Annotated in this window: 16 protein-coding genes; 6 read left to right on the top strand and 10 right to left on the bottom strand. The window is 56.0% G+C overall.

What is annotated here, in order from left to right; all coding sequences use genetic code 11:
* Positions 1-9 precede the first annotated feature (9 nt).
* Positions 10-594: a TetR/AcrR family transcriptional regulator gene (locus KJI95_RS03905; RefSeq protein ID WP_214505837.1), complete on the top strand. Its 585-nt coding sequence runs from the start codon at positions 10-12 to the stop codon at positions 592-594.
* An 82-nt stretch (positions 595-676) separates the two neighbouring features.
* Here the strand turns inward: KJI95_RS03905 and KJI95_RS03910 are convergent, their stop codons facing one another.
* The 4 genes from KJI95_RS03910 to KJI95_RS03925 form a co-directional block, all read right to left on the bottom strand.
* Positions 677-1,465, bottom strand: coding sequence for a CsgG/HfaB family protein (locus KJI95_RS03910; protein WP_214505838.1), 789 nt, complete (start codon positions 1,463-1,465; stop codon positions 677-679).
* The gene (locus KJI95_RS03915) at positions 1,462-1,851 is read right to left on the bottom strand and encodes a curli assembly protein CsgF (RefSeq protein WP_214505839.1); all 390 of its coding nucleotides are present in this window, start codon (positions 1,849-1,851) and stop codon (positions 1,462-1,464) included. Before KJI95_RS03915 ends, KJI95_RS03910 begins: the two co-directional genes overlap by 4 nt.
* 2 nt (positions 1,852-1,853) lie before the next feature.
* Positions 1,854-2,219, bottom strand: coding sequence for a curli production assembly/transport protein CsgE (locus KJI95_RS03920; protein WP_214506183.1), 366 nt, complete (start codon positions 2,217-2,219; stop codon positions 1,854-1,856).
* A gap of 275 nt (positions 2,220-2,494) precedes the next feature.
* Positions 2,495-2,878, bottom strand: a complete 384-nt coding sequence (locus KJI95_RS03925; protein WP_214505840.1) for an MAPEG family protein — start codon at positions 2,876-2,878, stop codon at positions 2,495-2,497.
* A gap of 152 nt (positions 2,879-3,030) precedes the next feature.
* Between KJI95_RS03925 and KJI95_RS03930 the strand changes: the two genes are divergently transcribed.
* Positions 3,031-3,702 (top strand): esterase/lipase family protein, encoded by a 672-nt coding sequence (locus tag KJI95_RS03930; RefSeq protein ID WP_214505841.1) that lies wholly within the window; start codon positions 3,031-3,033, stop codon positions 3,700-3,702.
* A gap of 114 nt (positions 3,703-3,816) precedes the next feature.
* Here the strand turns inward: KJI95_RS03930 and KJI95_RS03935 are convergent, their stop codons facing one another.
* Positions 3,817-4,992 (bottom strand): linear amide C-N hydrolase, encoded by a 1,176-nt coding sequence (locus KJI95_RS03935; RefSeq protein WP_214505842.1) that lies wholly within the window; start codon positions 4,990-4,992, stop codon positions 3,817-3,819.
* A 380-nt stretch (positions 4,993-5,372) separates the two neighbouring features.
* Between KJI95_RS03935 and KJI95_RS03940 the strand changes: the two genes are divergently transcribed.
* Positions 5,373-6,278, top strand: a complete 906-nt coding sequence (locus KJI95_RS03940; protein ID WP_214505843.1) for a DODA-type extradiol aromatic ring-opening family dioxygenase — start codon at positions 5,373-5,375, stop codon at positions 6,276-6,278.
* 126 nt (positions 6,279-6,404) lie between these two features.
* Here the strand turns inward: KJI95_RS03940 and KJI95_RS03945 are convergent, their stop codons facing one another.
* Positions 6,405-7,172 carry a cobalamin-binding protein gene (locus KJI95_RS03945; protein WP_250885640.1) on the bottom strand — a complete coding sequence of 256 codons (768 nt, stop codon included), beginning with the start codon at positions 7,170-7,172 and terminating at the stop codon, positions 6,405-6,407.
* A gap of 206 nt (positions 7,173-7,378) precedes the next feature.
* Here KJI95_RS03945 and pyrC point away from each other — a divergent pair, with 206 nt between their 5' ends.
* Together pyrC and KJI95_RS03955 are read left to right on the top strand one after the other, a co-directional pair.
* Positions 7,379-8,404, top strand: coding sequence for a dihydroorotase (gene pyrC, locus KJI95_RS03950; protein ID WP_214505845.1), 1,026 nt, complete (start codon positions 7,379-7,381; stop codon positions 8,402-8,404).
* A gap of 216 nt (positions 8,405-8,620) precedes the next feature.
* A complete protein-coding gene (locus tag KJI95_RS03955; protein WP_214505846.1) occupies positions 8,621-9,019 on the top strand; it encodes a hypothetical protein in 399 nt (132 codons plus the stop codon).
* A gap of 175 nt (positions 9,020-9,194) precedes the next feature.
* On the opposite strand, the gene KJI95_RS03960 is transcribed toward KJI95_RS03955, so the two are convergent.
* Together KJI95_RS03960 and KJI95_RS03965 are read right to left on the bottom strand one after the other, a co-directional pair.
* A complete protein-coding gene (locus tag KJI95_RS03960) occupies positions 9,195-9,419 on the bottom strand; it encodes a type II toxin-antitoxin system antitoxin (protein ID WP_214505847.1) in 225 nt (74 codons plus the stop codon).
* Positions 9,420-9,426: 7 nt separating this feature from the next.
* Positions 9,427-10,272 (bottom strand): SPFH domain-containing protein, encoded by an 846-nt coding sequence (locus KJI95_RS03965; protein WP_214505848.1) that lies wholly within the window; start codon positions 10,270-10,272, stop codon positions 9,427-9,429.
* A gap of 218 nt (positions 10,273-10,490) precedes the next feature.
* On the opposite strand from KJI95_RS03965, the gene KJI95_RS03970 reads away from it, so the two are divergent.
* Positions 10,491-12,122, top strand: a complete 1,632-nt coding sequence (locus KJI95_RS03970; RefSeq protein WP_214505849.1) for a methyl-accepting chemotaxis protein — start codon at positions 10,491-10,493, stop codon at positions 12,120-12,122.
* Between the two features lie 85 nt (positions 12,123-12,207).
* On the opposite strand, the gene KJI95_RS03975 is transcribed toward KJI95_RS03970, so the two are convergent.
* Together KJI95_RS03975 and KJI95_RS03980 are read right to left on the bottom strand one after the other, a co-directional pair.
* On the bottom strand, positions 12,208-13,296 hold the full coding sequence (locus KJI95_RS03975) for a PepSY-associated TM helix domain-containing protein (RefSeq protein ID WP_214505850.1): 1,089 nt from the start codon (positions 13,294-13,296) through the stop codon (positions 12,208-12,210).
* Between the two features lie 322 nt (positions 13,297-13,618).
* Entirely contained in the window at positions 13,619-15,835 is a 2,217-nt protein-coding gene (locus KJI95_RS03980; RefSeq protein WP_214505851.1) for a TonB-dependent receptor, read from the bottom strand.
* Positions 15,836-16,295 lie beyond the last annotated feature (460 nt).

Below are 16,295 nucleotides of genomic sequence, written 5' to 3' on the forward strand. Positions count from 1 at the left end.
AAAACTCCCATGGTTAAGCAAACCGAGGGCGTGGACAAGCGCAGCCAAATTCTGGCTACGGCGCTTAAGCTCTTTAATTCACAGGGCTTTCACGGCACCTCCACCGCCAGCATTGCCAAGGCGGCGGGGGTTGCGACCGGCACCCTGTTTCACCATTTTCCGAGTAAAGAAGCCCTGCTGGAAATCTTGTTTTTATCGGTGAAACAGGAATTTGCCAACGCCCTTGGCGCCATGGCTGTGCCGGAAGGCGAGCTTAAGCAGCAGGCCCGCACCCTCTGGCTGGGCGCCATCGACTGGGGCATGGAAAACCCCGACAAGCAGCAGTTTTTCCAGCAGTTTTCGCTGTCGGTGGAAATTCCGCTGCCGCTCAGGGAAGAAGCCATGCAGGGGATTCTGGGCTTTATCGGCGCCATGATCCTTGAAGGCCAAAAGCGTGGCGTGATTGCCGCGCTGCCATTGCCACTGCTGCTGGAAAACTGCCACGGCCAGTATCTGTCGGCCAGCCGCTTTTTTCTGGACCGCCCGGCACTTGCCCGGGATGAGACCCACCGCGAGGCGAGTTTTCAATTGTTCTGGAATGCGCTGCGCCCTTGATTTTGGCTGTGTATGCGATGAAAAAAATGGGTGCCCGAGGCACCCATTTTTGTTGGCAGCAAAGCGCTTTTTTAGACAGCCCTTAGCCTTCCTGCTCCAGCTGCTGGCTGCCGGGCGCCGTTTGTGACGCCGACCAGTAGCCATGACGAATACCCTTTTCAATCAGCTCTGCCACCGCTACCTCAATGGCCTGCTGCACGCAAAACTGCACCGGCTCGTTGGTGGTAAAACCGATTTCAGCTTCGGCAAGGCGGTTTAAGCTGGTAAAGCGAAACAGCCCGGCGCGCATCTCCTGCGACATCACCCGCTTGGTGGTGTTGACCGACATCAGCACCTTGCCGCTGTGCACATCCACCGCGCGCAGGTAAATGGTTACCTGATCTTCGCGGTACATTTCAGAGGCGCCAATGCCATAGTATTCCACCCCAGCGCCGCCGGTGCTGGTGTTGGTTTCATAGCTGATAATGCCGCCTTCGAGCAGCAAGCGGGCGTTGGCCATCACAGGCAAGCCATCGGTTTTCTTTTGCTTATCAATAAACTTGCGTTCAGTAAGCAGGTTTTGCAGCCCTTCACGCTCAACCGGGGTAAACCAGCCGGTGTCGAGCAGGGTTTGCACCAGCATAGAAGTGGCGCCCTGGGTCACGGCGGTGGAAAACGAGCTTACGTTGGCCTGGGGTTTATACTGACCGGTCTGATCCCGAAACGAGTACACCGCCACCGGAATGGGGTATTTGGGGCCGGGCTTAGACTGCAGGCTGCGCATGGTTTCGCTGAGCGGATTCACCTGCGCTTCGGTAATGTTGACATCGGGCTTGGGGATAAGGCTGCAACCACCCAAGGTCAGCAGCAGCGCTGCGGCGATGAGTCTCATGGGTTACCTCCATACACCGGCATTTCAATCACAGTCACTTCGCCGGTAAGCTGGTTGGTAATGGTCAACACCACACCGCCGCCGTTGGTGGCCACCTCAATGCGATAATCGCCTGTGTCGTACACGCCGTCTTTCACCTCACCATCGGCCACCTTGCGGGTGATGGAGTTGATGATATTGCGCTCCAGCGACTCTTTAAACCGGGTGACAAAGTCCTTCTCTGACGACTCGGCCTGATTGTCGTTCTGGCTCTGGGCCTTGTTGAGCAAAAAGGCGCCGTTGAGGGGCGAGCCACCAAAACTCGGGTTAACCGGGGTATACACCAATTCGGTCGCGCCTACGCTGCCCGACAGCGCCAACGCGGTTATCAGTAACTTCCTGTTCATTGTTATTCCTGTGTGCCGCCAATGGGCTGCAGCTCATCACCGGTAATGGCACTGGCGCGTACCGCGGCCAGATAATCCACTGTGATAAGCACGGCTTCCTTGGCCTTGTCTTCAATTGAACTGGCTCGGCGACCAAAATGGGTGCTGTAAATTTTGGTGCCGTTGATTTCGAGTACCAGCAGCGTGCCAGCCTGGGGAAACACGGTTTCAATGAGGGTCACGTTAAAGCCCTGAGTAAAGGGCAATTCGCGAAAGTACGAGGAATAATGAAAGCTGAATTCCTTGCCAAAGCGGGTCAGGGTTCTGTCAATTACCAGCCCGCTGATCTCCACATCATCATTCAGCGCCATCAGTTTGCCCGATGGCATTAACAACAAAGGCAGCAACAAGGCTGCCAATAATGCCTGCTTCAAATCGCCTCTCCCCTGGCCGCAGTGTCCCGCTGCATCACTGTTGGAACCTGAGCAATGTAGCAGGATTGAAGCGCAGAAATCACCTAAAAAGACTAACCATTACAGCAAATTAGCCAGAAGGTATAGGTCGCAGGCTGGCTGGTAATACTTTTTTCCTGTATAGAAAAAAACCGCCAACAGTTGGCGGCTTGGGGTATTTATTGAGTTAGCTGAAGCTGCTGGCTGCGCGCTTAAAACGCCTGCGCCAGCACAGTGAAGCTTGCGATTATGCCTACAAACCAGAGGCTTGAGCGGAGCTTATCGGTATCGTACAGATAAGCGAGCTGATAACCGACCCGGGCAACCACATGCACCACGGCCGCCACTTCGGCGGTGCCATTGACCTTGCCTGCGGCAATCACAGCCACCACCGCCAGACCAAAAATCAGCAAAGATTCAAAGGCATTTTGATGGGCCGCCAGCGCCCGCGCGCCAAAACCCTCAAGCTTTGCCTGCTGACTGCGGGGATGATGGTTGTCGTAGCCGCCAAGTTTTGCCATCGCCACCGCCACCGGCCCTTTGGCAAGGTAAGGCAGCAACATGGCAAGCAGCAGACAGGTGAGTAAGGTGGTCATGGAAGGCTCCCGAAAATGGATAAATGTTCATTTGTGTTTTGGCTCATTTAGCCAGCTAATAAGGGGATGTTCAAGCCTGACGGGGCGCGGCTTATCATGGCTCGCCGGCCAAGGCCTTTCAGGGTGCGGAATGAGGCTTGCCAGGGAGCACAATGGAAACTCAAACAATGCACGCGATTTTCATCCATGGCCTTGGGCGCACGCCGCTGTCGGGGCTGCCGCTGCTGATGACCTTAAGGCGCGCCGGTATCCGCTGCCATGTGCTTGGCTACCTTGCCGCCACCGAGTCGGTGGAGTCCATTGCAAACCGTCTTGCAGCCAAAATCAACGCCCTTGGGCCAAACGCCCCCTATGTGCTTATTGGCCACTCCCTTGGCGGCGTCATCAGCCGCTACCTGCTCACGGGCCCTAATCCACCGGTCAATCTGCCAAAGATGCTGTTTTTACTGGGCTCGCCCGTCAATCCATCCCGGCTTGCCGCCCGTTTACAACCAAGGCTGCTGTTTCGGCTCTTCAGCGGCGATGCAGGGCAACTCCTTGGCAGCAAAGAGCGGATGGCCGCCATCGGCGCCCCGAGCGAGCAGCTTAACATCCCCTGCTGCGCCTTTATTGGCACCCGTGGCATCTCTACAGCTGGCCGCACGCTGCCGCCGTTTTATGGCGAGAGTAACGATGGCGTAGTGGCGCTCTCGGAAGTCACCGCCCCCTGGCTGATGGATGAGGCACTTTGCGAGCAGGTGGAAATCGCGCTGCCGCACACGTTGCTACCATCGAGCAGCGCCATTGGCAAGGCAATCCTTATGCGGCTCGAGCGATTTAATTGATATCAAAGCGCGACTTGGTTAATAGCAAAAAAGCGGACAGCGGTGAAAAGCCATAAAAAAGCCCGGCACAGGAGGCCGGGCAACAACAGCGCAGGATGAAAAAAACTGGCGTTATCAGCCGTTTTTAGGCGGGAACAGCTGCTCTATGTCCTGGGATTTTTCTTTATCCAGCGGCAGGCGCACCACCTCTTTGGCGTTGAAATCCAGATTGTTGAAATCCACCTCCCGCACCCGGCGGTTGTGCATGGTGTGGTAATGCATCACCAGGTTTTTTGTGTCGTAGGCCGTGGTCCAGATGGTGGAGCTGCGCATGCCTTTTTGATTCACTTCACCGCCGCCCTCGGCCGCTGTGCCCACCGTCAGGTTAAAGTTGTCCAGCACCCGGAACGCTTCATACAGGGTCTCATCACCGTCGGCTGTTTTACGGGCGGTGCTGGCATAGGCGGCCGCGCGCAGGAAGCGCGACGGTGACGTCAAATCGCCCGGCAGGCCATACAACCTGGCGCCGGCACCAAATTTGATGGCTTTGATATCCTTGGCCTGGCGGTGCGGCAACGGCTCATCCAGATTGACGTAGTTGAGCAGGTTGTTCATGTGCCAGTCGTAATTGGGGCCGTTGGTCACCACCCCGAGCGGCGCTTCATGCACTGTGGTAACACCCTTGGTAAATTCCACCACTATGGCCTTACCTCGCGGATCCGTGAGGAAAATATGCACCGGTGGCACGCCGCCGATGGCATCCACATGCACGCCCACCACCTGAATTTTTTCAAGCGCGGCGCGCACTTCGTCTGTGTTTGCGAAATTGGTCAGCAGATAAGGCGCCAGTGCCAGAATGGGCACCGAGCTGTCAGCCTTGGCCGGATCGTACTTGGCGTACTCGGCAAAGCCTTCATGATAGAAAAGGTTGGCTGTCAGGCCTTTTTCGTTCATGCCGTCGATAAACAGGTCTTTATTGAGCGCATCTACGCCGACCAATCCGTATTTGGTTTTCCACGACATCCCTTTCTTGCCATCGGGCAGGTCGGTATTGATTTGATAACCCCGGGGGACAATGGTGATACGCGAATTCAAATCAAAGGTGCCCCACTCCTCGGTACGGGCAAAGATAACGGCGCCATCGTCGGCAACCAGGGTTACGCCGGTACAGGCGGTTGCGGTTTGCACCGGTACTGCAGCGGCAAATACCAGCGCCATGGCGGCGCACAGGGCCTTAAATTGATGTCGGGGCTTAGCTTTATGTCGCGCCTCAGTTTGCTGTCGAGACAGGGCGTGGAATGCAGACTTCATCGGTCAATCTCCGTATTGATGCGCACGGCAAGGCAAAATCAGGCAGCCGGATTGGCTGACGTACCCAGTACCGTATCTGGTTGATAGTCCGACTCTATGTCGTTTGAAAAAGGCTTAACAATCAGGCAAAAGTGCCGCATTCCCGAAACAGTGAGCCAGCCAGCAGCCTTGGACACAAAGTGGCATACTTAGGTTGGAGCTACTGTTCGGATGGCATCAGCTATGCGCTCCCCCTTGCTGTTCCCTTGCTTAGTATCCTGCTTATATCTTGCTTATATCTTGCTTGGCCCGGCACGCTAAAGGCACACTGGTATCTGGTTTGTATTAACGCGCCCGGCTGTTTGCCTTTTTGCCTGCTCCGCCTGACTCAGGAGAATAAAATGCCTCGCTCCAACATAGCCCCGGTTCTGTTTATTCCCCACGGCGGCGGTCCCATGCCTTTGCTCGATGAGCCCCCTCATACCGATGCCGAGCATAGCCACGCTGAGCTGATTGCCTTTTTACAGGCGCTGCCGGCAAGCTTTGCCAAGCCGTCGGCCATTGTGGTTATCAGCGCCCATTGGGAAGAAACTGTACCCACCATAACCGGCAGCGCCCAGCCCGGGCTTATCTACGATTACTATGGCTTCCCGCCGCAAAGCTATCAGTTTAAGTATCCGGCGCCGGGCGCCCCCAAGCTTGCCGCAAGAATACAAACGCTGCTTCAAAACGCAGGCTTTACTGCCCACATAGATAACCAGCGCGGTATAGACCACGGGGTATTTGTTCCGCTGATGCTGATGTATCCCGCAGCCGATATTTCACTGCTGCAGCTGTCGCTGATAAAAGGGCTGGATGGGGCGCAGCACATTGCCATGGGCAAGGCGCTCGCTGCGCTAAGGGACGAAAACGTACTTATTCTCGGCTCAGGTTTTTCGTTTCATAACCTGCGCGCCTTTGGCATGGGCGGCGCTGATGATGCGCTCAATACAGGCTTTGAGCGCTGGCTTGAAGACACCCTCAGTGACCCATCGAGCAGCGCAAACGACAAAGCCGAGCGCTTATGCGCGTGGGATAAGGCGCCGGGCGGACGCCATTGTCATCCGCGGGAAGAGCATTTGCTGCCGCTGCATGTGTGCTTTGGGGCAGGCTTGGGCTCACAAAGCGTCGGTGCAGGCTCGGATACAGATGGCCTGCGCGGCGACAACAATGACGGTTTGAGAATTGAAGGTTTGATAAATGGCTGCGCTATCAAGCGTTTCGATGGCAGAGTGCTTGGCAAAAAGACCTCCGCCTGGCAGTGGTAACGCGCCGTATTGGCAACGACAGGCGCGCCTAATTCAACGCGCCTGACTCAACACGCCAAGCTCAACGCGCCTAAGTTAACACGCCAAGCTCAACGCGCCAGGCTCAACGTGCCAAGCTGAACGTGCTCAGCGCGCCTTATCGATAGCGCCGCACAGCGCTTCCACGCCCTGAATCGCGCGGGGGCCGGCGCGGTGCAACAGATCTGCATCAAGCTGATAAATATGCTTATTGGCCACCGCCGGCACTTCGGGCCACTGGCTCCAGTCTACGGCGGTGGTGTTGCCCTGCTCCTGACTTATCAAAATCAGCTCAGGTTTGCCCTTAAGCACGGCCTCGACGCTCACCAGCGGGTACTCGCCCTTGGCGTCGACAAACAGGTTATCGCCGTTGCAGACTTCGATTATCTGCTGGATCCAACTGCCGTGGCTCACTGTCATCAGCGGCTGGCCCCAGAGCTGATAAAAGAGTTTTTTGCGGGCTTTAGAGTGATTTGCGAGCCTAAGCGCCGCCAGTTCGGCACGAAAATCCGCGGCAACCTGACGCGCCTTGTCTTCATTGCCGGTAAGCTCACCAAGGGCTATCAGCTCCTCGGCGACGGCATCGAGGGTTTTGGGGCTGCTGGAAAAGGTGGCAAAGCCGAATTTTTTCAGCATTTCCAGATCTTCCGCGCGGTTACCGCCATCCCAGGTCACTATCAGGTCGGGCTTAAGCTCCAGCACCCGCTCCATCTGAATGCCGTAATAACCGCCGATACTGGGAATGAGTTTGGCCGCCTCGGGATAATCAGCATGATCGGTTGTCGCTACAATGCGCGAGCCCGCGCCTATGGCATACAGCATTTCCACGGCATGGGGCGACAGGGCAATAATCCGCTCGGCGCCTGCACTGGCCATCGCGGGGAACAAAGCAACAAAAAGTGCGATTTTAGGCAGGATATTCAACATCTTTTCCTTGTTGGGACCACTCCATTAAAGAGCCGCTACTATAGCCCAAAGCGGCGCTGCGGCCAAACCTTGAGCGGGACTATTATCGCGCCCTCCTTGCCCTTTAAAGCCCGGATACTTAAAATCTGGCCACTCTCACAGCCGAAGATAGCCCTATGACCAAACTTACCCTCACCCGTCCGGACGATTGGCACATTCACCTGCGCGATGGCGTCTCACTTGCCGACACAGTGCGCGACGCCGGCCGTTACATGGGCCGCGCCATTGTGATGCCAAACCTGGTACCACCTATTACCAATACTGAAGCCGCCCTCGCTTATTACGAGCGCATCAAGGCCCACAGCAGCACCGCCTTTGAGCCGCTGATGGTGCTGTATCTGACTGATAAAACAAGCCCGGACGAAATCCGCGCCGCCAAAGCCTCAGGTAAAGTGGTTGCCGCCAAGCTGTATCCGGCCGGTGCCACCACCAACTCGGATTCGGGCGTTACCGACGTGGCGAACATCTATGGCGTGCTCAAAGCCATGGAAGAAGAAGGTTTGCTGCTGCTGGTTCACGGTGAAGTAACCGACTCTGCCATCGACATTTTCGACCGCGAGCGCATCTTTATCGAAAACATCCTGTCAAAGGTTGTGGCTGACTTCCCGGGCCTTAAGATTGTGCTTGAGCACATCACCACCAAGGATGCGGTGGACTTTGTGATGTCCGCCGGTGATAACGTTGGCGCCACCATCACCGCCCACCACCTGCTGTATAACCGCAACCACATGCTGGCCGGTGGCATTCGTCCGCACTTCTACTGTTTGCCAATTCTCAAGCGCAACACCCACCAGCAGGCGCTGCTGGCGGCCGCGACCAGTGGCAGCAAGAAGTTTTTCCTCGGCACGGATTCTGCGCCCCACGCCAAGGACAAAAAAGAAGCCGCCTGTGGCTGCGCCGGCTCTTACACCGCCCACGCAGCGCTGGAGCTTTATGCCGAAGCCTTTGAAGCCGAAGGTAAACTCGATAAGCTCGAAGCCTTTGCCAGCTTCAACGGCCCTGACTTCTACGGTCTGCCACGCAACAGCGACACTGTTACTCTGGTTAAAGCGCCCTGGCAGGTGCCTGAGTCTTACCCGCTCGGCGGCGCGACTGTTGTGCCTATCCGCGCCGGTGAAACTATCGGCTGGAAGGTTGAGTAAACCGCATAAGCCGCAAACCGGCTAACCCGCCCAAAGCCACATTCGTGTGGCTTTTTTATTGCCCGCTTCAGCCTTAAGTCACAAGCTTGCTGCAAATGTTACCCTGCGTCAGCTAAGGTTCAGCTCGCTCTGATACCCTGCCTGCAATCGGCACAAAGCACATCTGCGAAGCACATCTGCGCCGCCGTTTGTCCGGATCCATGAATGAGGTAAATCATGAGACTTTTGCCCTGCCTGCTGCTGGCATTACTGCTTTTGGGTGGCTGCACCAGTAAACCTGTACTGGATCTGGAGGAGCAATTGGTGCCGACCAGCTTTAGTGGCGAGCCGCTTGCCCTTAGCAAAGTGGAGCAAAGTATTCTCAGCGCCAGCCGTAAGCGCGGCTGGATAGCAAAAGTGGTTGCCCCAGGGCTGATTGAAGCGCAAATTTCGGTGCGAAATCATGGCGCCAGCGTTCAAATCCCGTTCAATCAGGACAGCTACGCCATCCGCTACAAAAACAGCGAAAACCTCGACTTTGACGAAGGCAGTATCCATCGCAACTACAACAAGTGGGTTGCCAATCTGGCCAAATCCATTCGCCAGGAACTGCTGGGCTCAGGCGTGGCGCGCTGATGTCGAACGGCCTCAGGCGAGGGCTTACTGGCCTTTAGCAACATAGATGCTTAGCAGTACGGGCGCTTCGCAATTCAGGCGCTTTGCAATAGAGGCTTTGCGATTAAGTAAAAAGGAAGCCCGAAGGCTTCCTTTTGGGTTTTATCGGGCGTGAAACCCGATAATGATGCGCTTATTACTCACCCGCACCGTCTGCATCAGACTCTCGCGCATCCTCTTCATTTTCAACCACTTCAGTCAGTACCTTTTGCACCAGCTTTACCCGCCCGTTCTTTACCAGCGCATCGCGCAGCACAAACTCTATCTGGGCGTTGAGGCTACGAAGCTCATCATCGGACCAGCGCTGCATGGCCGCCAGCACATCGGCACTTATCCTGAGTGGGTATGCCTTTTTCGTCATTCACACCTCAGTACAGGCTGCCACTGTTCACTACAGGCTGGGCGCTTTTATCACCGCACAGCACCACCAGCAGGTTGCTGACCATCACGGCCTTGCGCTCTTCATCAAGCTCGACCACGTTTTGCGCCTTTAACCGCTCAAGCGCCATTTCCACCATGCCCACGGCACCTTCAACGATTTTGGCCCGGGCGGCGATGATGGCGCTGGCCTGCTGGCGCTGCAGCATGGCGCTGGCAATTTCAGGGGCGTAGGCGAGATGGCTGATGCGGGCCTCATGCACTGTGACCCCGGCGCGGCCAAGGCGCTCCTGAATTTCCTGCTTCAGCTTATCGGCAATTTGCTGCGGATGGCTTCGAAGCGCCACCACATCTTCATCCATCGGATCGTAGGCATAGCTGCTCGCCATATTGCGAAGCGCCGCCTCACTCTGGATAGAGACATAGCTTTCGTAGTCATCCACCTCGAACACGGCTTCGGCGCTGTCGGTGACCGACCACACCACTATGGTCGCGATTTCAATGGGATTGCCCTGATTGTCGTTTACCTTGATTTTGGCGCTCTCAAAGTTGCGGATCCGCAGTGAAATCGTGCGTCTGGCAAACAGCGGTATGGTCCACTGCAGGCCGGTGTCGCGCACTGAGCCAACGTAGCTGCCAAAGAGCGTCATCACCTTGGCCTGATTGGGCTGCACCATAAAAAAGCCAAGCCAGCACAGGCCATTGAGTATGCCGCCAAGCAAGCCTGCCACCACATAGCCTTTGAGGAACATGCCCAAAAACAGCAGCTGCAAAAACAGCAGCACCACAAAGGCGATATAACCGTTAAGCGAAAATCCACGTTTTTCCTGAACCATGACCACCTCCTATTGATATCACTTTGATATCAACTTAGATCAAATTTTCGCCTTCCACAATCTTTTTTGAACCTCATCACAAAAATCAGCAATTCTGTCTGCCAGCGCCAAAGTTAAGATAAACAGCACGCAATTCAGTTATTTTTCACAAATGCCTCAGATACTATGGTGATACAGGGAAAAAAGTATTAAACCCTTCTACTGACAAGGATTAATTCATGACTTTAGGCTTTCGTGCCAAAATTGCCCTGCCGGCAATTGCCGTTGGTGCAACCTTCCTGACCCTTATCATCATCGCAATTCTCAACTTCAATACCGCCGCCCGGCTCGGCAAAGAATCCACCACCGAGCTGACTCCGATTTACAACGACTTAAACGATGCCTACCGCGATTTTTACCAAACTGTAGATGCCATCAAGGGCCTGGCACTCGCCCGCCCAAACAGTGACGACATCAAACACTGGCTGTTTGAATACCAGGACAATGCACCAAAAATCCAGGCCAGACTCGAAAGCATCAGGCCACTGATTGCCGATGGCCGCCTGCCGGCGAGCGAAGGCCCGAGGCTCGATTCGCTGCAGGATCAGCTTAAGCGCTGGCTGGGCAGCCACAGGGTATTTCTTGAAAACCCGCAGGATGCAGCGCAGCTGTTCCAAACCCACGGCGCCAAGCTGGAAGCGGATTTTGCGCTGATGCGCGGCGAACTCAAGGGTTTACAAACCGCCATAGAGGACTACATCGCCAAACAGCAGCAAGCCCAGAGCAACGAGCTTGAAGACACTGCAGTGGTACTCGAAGTGGGCACCTTTATCGCCGTCGGTGGCGGTGCCGTGCTGGTGTGGCTGCTGTCGGGCTGGCTGCTTGCCCCCATCACCCGCCTGCAGCAGGCCATGGAAGCCATCGCCAAGGGAGATGGCGATTTAACCCAGCGCCTCAGCGCCCAAAGCGATGATGAGCTCGGCGCACTTGCCCACAGTTTCAACGACTTTGCCGAGAAAATTCAGCACACCCTCAAGGACGTGACCCGCGCCGCCGACAACGTGCGCTCGCAAACCGCTGAGCTGGTTGAGCTGACCCGCGATGTGTCACGCAACGCCGATACCCAGCGCAGCGACAGCGATGCCGTGGCCACCGCAGTACATGAACTCAGTGCCAGCAGCGCCGGGGTGTCACAAAGCGCCGTTGATGCCGCCAATGCCAGCACCTCGGCGGGCAAAGATGCCGCCGATACCCAGCTGGTGATTGAACGCGCCATTGGCGATATGGGCAGCCTTGCCAACGACATAGGCAAGGCAAGTGATGTGATAAATGCGCTGGAGCAGGATGTGGCCAACATCGCCTCCATCCTCGATGTCATCCGCAACATTGCCGACCAGACCAACCTGCTGGCGCTTAATGCCGCCATCGAAGCGGCCCGCGCCGGCGAGCAGGGGCGCGGCTTTGCGGTAGTGGCCGATGAAGTCCGCAGTCTTGCCAGCAAGACCCAGGACAGCACAGGGGAAATTCAGGCCATGATCACCCGTCTGCAACAAGGGGCGCGGGACGCGGTGGCCGTGATGGCCAGCAGCCGCAGCAGTGGCGAGCGCACAGCAATGCAGGTTGAAGGCGGCCGCAGCTCGCTAAGCAGCATAGTCGCCTCGGTGCAGCGCATCATGCACCTGAACGACCATATCGCCCAGGCATCCAAAGAGCAGAGTGATGTCAGCGGCAATGTCAGCCAAAGCATTCAGCGGATTGCCGACGGCAGCCATCATCAGGCATCGCAAATGGATACGGCGCTCGATGTGTGTCAGCGTCTGGACCGTGAATGTGTGGCACTGGACACCTGTCTCGCCCGCTTCAGGCTATAGCGCCTGCTTTTGTGTGGAGCGACTGGCTGCATCTGTAGCAAAGCGTAATAAAAAGGCCCGCAGTTGATTGCGGGCCTTTTTGCATTCAGATGCTGGCAGGCAGCCCCTTTTTACGCCGGCGGCTGAGATAAAGATACAGGCCGCTTATTCCCAAAATCAGCGGCATACTGCCAAGCACGGTCCAGACAATCCGGCTGCCCATGCCGGCAAAATCGCCAAAATGCAGCGCACGGAAGCTGTCATCCACCGTCAGATACCAGGGCTGGCTCGACTGCTCAGTTTTCGTGGTCAACTCGCCGGTTTGCGGGCTGAAATTGACACTGGCGCTGTAATTGCTCGCCAGTGGATTGACCCCGGGCAGCTTGCCGTAAAAGGTGATATCCAGCTCAGGCTCGGTCGGAAATACCAGAAAATTCAGCCGGATCCCCGGCAGTGCCACCTGGGCGCGCTTGAGCAGCTCATCAAAGTTGACCGCCTCGGTGTAAAGCGGGCCTTTGAGCGGTGGATGCGGCTCTGTTACCTCATGCAGGTCGTGCAGCAACTCCTCTGCGTTCCAATAACCGCCGGTAAAGGCAAGGATAATGAGCACAGGTGCCGCCCAGGCGCCCGCGAGGCGATGCAATGACGAGTTGCGGACCCGCCAGTCGCCGCGCCAGCGCAGGCTAAAGAGTTTGCGGTAAAACTGGCGGTGCATTTTAAGACCGCTGATCCCTAAAAACAGCAGCGCCAGCGACGCAAGAAACCCCACAATGGTGCCGCTTGGACCGAGTAAAAAGCGGTAATGCAAATCCACCAGCCAGTCACTCAAATAGTCACTGAGCCCCACCGGCTCACTGAGCAGCACGCCGCGATACGGGTCGAGAAACACCTTGGCCCATTCCTGGCTGTCGCGGTGCACAAGATACACGGCGTCACTGCGCACACCATCATCAAAGAGCTCCCAACTGCCAAGCTCATAGGCTGGCAGCTGCTGCTTTATGTGGGTCATCAGGCTGGTCATCGATTGCCGTTGCCCCACTTCGGCAGGCGCAGGCAGAGTCGCCTTGCCGGACAGCAGCCAGGCATCCAACTCCGGCTTGAACACCAGGATGGCACCGGTTACCGACATAATAAAAAGTGGCACCAGCGCCAGTAGGGCCAGCAACCGATGCCATTTAATCCATTGTTTTGACATATTTTCCCTGCGAAATTTCATCTGCAAGCAGTCTTAGCCAAAAGACCGCGTGGCTGGCAGAGTAGCATTTTGATAATAATTCTCAATTGTAAGACGGAGAATTTACACAAGCGACTGACGGGCAGCAGAGGGAGTTGTAAAAAGCGGCAATAAACAAAAACCGGCCGGAGCCGGTTTTTGCTTTGACTGTTTCGCACGCTGCGCTTTCATCTGCAGCGCTGCACTTCTTTTGGCTGCACTTCTTGTGGCTGCGAATCGATTTACTACACTGCTTTGCCCGCCATGATGACCACAGCAGGCAAGCAGTTGTAGGACGCCGAGATTAAAACGGCAGGCTGTAGCCAAGGCTCACAGTGCGGCCCATGCCTTTGAAATTACGGGTATCGTTTGGCATGGTTTGCGAGTAGTAGGTGTAATAGTCTTCGTTCAGCAGGTTCTGCAGACCAACCGACAAGCTGCCGCCGTACAGGGGCACAGTGAACGAGGCATCGACCGTGTAATAACCGTCGAAATTGGCGTACTCGCTGCCATCGGCCTTGTGGAACTCGCGATCCATAAAGTAATTCAGTTGGATACGGCTGGTCGCCTCAAAGCTGAATTCATGCTCCCAATACAGGTTGACCCGGTTGGGGGCGATGTTGGCACCATCGAGATCTGTGTCGGTGCGGCCATCCTGATTGGCATCGTAACGCCCTTCGGTGAGCGCCATATTCAGCCCGAGGGTGTCGGCGTCGCCGACATAGGCATTCAGGCTCGCCTCAATACCACGGATGATGCTTTTCTCGCGCTTGACGCTGTAAATGCCGTCCTGATTGAGCTCAAGCCGCGCGCCCATATCGCTGCCGGAGTGGAATCCCGCCAGCTTGGCGGTAAAATACTCGCCCTGATAATCGATACCAAGCTCGTAGTTGTCAGTGAGCACAGGCTCAAGGTTAATGGCGCCATCGACGCTGGCGTTTTCAGCCGGGAAGCTGTTGCCATCACGCAGCAAGCGGCCAATGTCGGCCATGCCAAAGCCCTGGCTGTAGCTGGAATAGACCCTGAGTGCCGGGGTCAGGTTGTAGCTGGCACCGAGGTTAAACAGGGTCTGGCTGAAATCCGGCTCGCCACCGGCGACCTGCTTGTTGCCAGCACCCCACAGGGTCTTGTAATCATCCACCTTGAGGGTTGCAAATTCCTGGCGGATCCCGGCCGACAGCGCAAGCTGCGGCAGCGGCTCGAAACTCAGCTGGGCAAAAGGCGCAATGTTGTCGTAGCGGGTTTCAGGCACCCAGGACACGCCGGTTTGCACCAAATCCTGCTCTGTGGTGTCGCTGAAAAGGTCAAGGCCATAGGCGAGATCCACGCCAAAGCCCAAGAGATCGTTCGCCAGCAGCGAGGTCTTGAGGCCCCATTTGTTCGAGCGGTTACGGCTTTGCTCGTAATACAGATTCTCGCCCTTGTTGGTGGTGGAGCAAGTTGTCAGGCCGGGCGCAGAATCAAACTCGGGATCGTAAAAACTGGCAAAACAGCCGCCGCCGTACACCGCCTGAAAGTTCTGATTAAACAGCTGCATTTCCAGCTGCTGACCGCCAATATCATTATGCTTGTACACCAGGCTTGAGGTGGTCACCCGGTTGTTGGCCGCGTCCCACGGCTGGCTTTGCTCCACCGCCGAAGTGGGAATGTCGTTGGCGACACTGCCCTTCACCGCCATCCAGTTGCCATTATTGTTCATCCGGAAGTGGTTAATCATAAGCTCGAGGCGCGAATCGTCCATGTCGTAGCCGAACTTGAGGAACAGGTCTTTGCTTTGGCTGTCCATCGACTCGCCCTGGGTAGTATCAACCCCAATCACGTCGCCGTTGGCATCGTAATACACGCCGCTGCTGTGATAGCCGACAGAGCCGAGCATATCGAGCGCGCCGCTGCTGCCGGAAAAGCTGTAGTTGGCGCCAAAGCTCAGGCTGTCGTGGCTCAGGTCGGTCGGCGCCGATACGTCCAGACTGAGCTTATGACCGCTGTCATCGGGTTTCTTGGTGATGTAGTTGATGATACCGCCCTGGGCACCGAGACCATGCAAGGCGTTGGCGCCGTGGATAATTTCAATGCGCTCAATCATGTCAGGATCAATTGTCTGGCCCGAGCGGCCGCCGCTTCGAAGCGGATTGGATTGAGGCACGCCATCAATCATGATAAGTGGAGCACGACCGCGCAGGGTCTCGCCTGTGTTGCTCATCTTCTGCCGGCTTGGCGAAAACCCGGGCGCGAGGTTACCTATGATGGTGGACAGGTCGCGACTTGCCGCCAACTGCTGCTGCAGCGTTTCCTGGTCAATTACAGTCACAGTATTGGGAATAGCGCTGACGGGCTTTGCCATGCGGCTTGAGGTAATGACCATCTTTTCAATCGGCTGCTGCGACTGACTGGCGACAGCCGTGTCATTTTCGGCCTCTGCAGGAAGATTTTGCGTGGCAGCATCAGCATTGGCATGGGCAAACTGGGGGGCAACGATGGCTGTGACAACGGCCAGCGCCAGGGCAGTGGGAGCAAATTTCATCATGGTTCCTGTCTCTCTTTCACCCCGTGGGGCGAATGTAGTCCGGGGACGTGAGTGGCAACGGCGCTCCCTGCCAAAAACTCAAATGATAATCTGTATCATTCGTATAATTGATGCGAAGTATAAGGATCTGCTCAGGCACTGTCCAGTAGAGTGCAAACTCAAACTTGCCAAAAACCAATGTGAATGCTGATGTTTAGACGAATGTGTTCGACGGGAAAATGGTCGTTACACCGATAATTCCACCATTTATCAGGCGGGTTTTGCCTGCTTATCGCGGTTTACCATGCGATCACAGGTAAAATTGACGCCAGGCAGGCAAAAGATTTTTTGGAGACTGGGATCCGGCGCGCATTCCTGCAAGCCGACAAAACCATCTGTACGTAAAAACAACAGTGCGTAAAAACCCGAGTGCAAAGACATCAGCGCAAAAACCCGAGCGCACAAACATGAAGGCGCA

The organism is Shewanella jiangmenensis, from assembly GCF_018596335.1.
Classification (GTDB): domain Bacteria; phylum Pseudomonadota; class Gammaproteobacteria; order Enterobacterales; family Shewanellaceae; genus Shewanella; species Shewanella jiangmenensis.

Bases quoted from the DNA above. Each gene is read 5' to 3' on its own strand.
- KJI95_RS03905 (WP_214505837.1), top strand. From the start codon at position 10: ATGGTTAAGCAAACCGAGGGCGTGGACAAGCGCAGCCAAATTCTGGCT.
- KJI95_RS03910 (WP_214505838.1), bottom strand. From the start codon at position 1,465: ATGAGACTCATCGCCGCAGCGCTGCTGCTGACCTTGGGTGGTTGCAGC.
- KJI95_RS03915 (WP_214505839.1), bottom strand. From the start codon at position 1,851: ATGAACAGGAAGTTACTGATAACCGCGTTGGCGCTGTCGGGCAGCGTA.
- KJI95_RS03920 (WP_214506183.1), bottom strand. From the start codon at position 2,219: ATGCCATCGGGCAAACTGATGGCGCTGAATGATGATGTGGAGATCAGC.
- KJI95_RS03925 (WP_214505840.1), bottom strand. From the start codon at position 2,878: ATGACCACCTTACTCACCTGTCTGCTGCTTGCCATGTTGCTGCCTTAC.
- KJI95_RS03930 (WP_214505841.1), top strand. From the start codon at position 3,031: ATGGAAACTCAAACAATGCACGCGATTTTCATCCATGGCCTTGGGCGC.
- KJI95_RS03935 (WP_214505842.1), bottom strand. From the start codon at position 4,992: ATGAAGTCTGCATTCCACGCCCTGTCTCGACAGCAAACTGAGGCGCGA.
- KJI95_RS03940 (WP_214505843.1), top strand. From the start codon at position 5,373: ATGCCTCGCTCCAACATAGCCCCGGTTCTGTTTATTCCCCACGGCGGC.
- KJI95_RS03945 (WP_250885640.1), bottom strand. From the start codon at position 7,172: ATGGCCAGTGCAGGCGCCGAGCGGATTATTGCCCTGTCGCCCCATGCC.
- pyrC (WP_214505845.1), top strand. From the start codon at position 7,379: ATGACCAAACTTACCCTCACCCGTCCGGACGATTGGCACATTCACCTG.
- KJI95_RS03955 (WP_214505846.1), top strand. From the start codon at position 8,621: ATGAGACTTTTGCCCTGCCTGCTGCTGGCATTACTGCTTTTGGGTGGC.
- KJI95_RS03960 (WP_214505847.1), bottom strand. From the start codon at position 9,419: ATGACGAAAAAGGCATACCCACTCAGGATAAGTGCCGATGTGCTGGCG.
- KJI95_RS03965 (WP_214505848.1), bottom strand. From the start codon at position 10,272: ATGGTTCAGGAAAAACGTGGATTTTCGCTTAACGGTTATATCGCCTTT.
- KJI95_RS03970 (WP_214505849.1), top strand. From the start codon at position 10,491: ATGACTTTAGGCTTTCGTGCCAAAATTGCCCTGCCGGCAATTGCCGTT.
- KJI95_RS03975 (WP_214505850.1), bottom strand. From the start codon at position 13,296: ATGTCAAAACAATGGATTAAATGGCATCGGTTGCTGGCCCTACTGGCG.
- KJI95_RS03980 (WP_214505851.1), bottom strand. From the start codon at position 15,835: ATGAAATTTGCTCCCACTGCCCTGGCGCTGGCCGTTGTCACAGCCATC.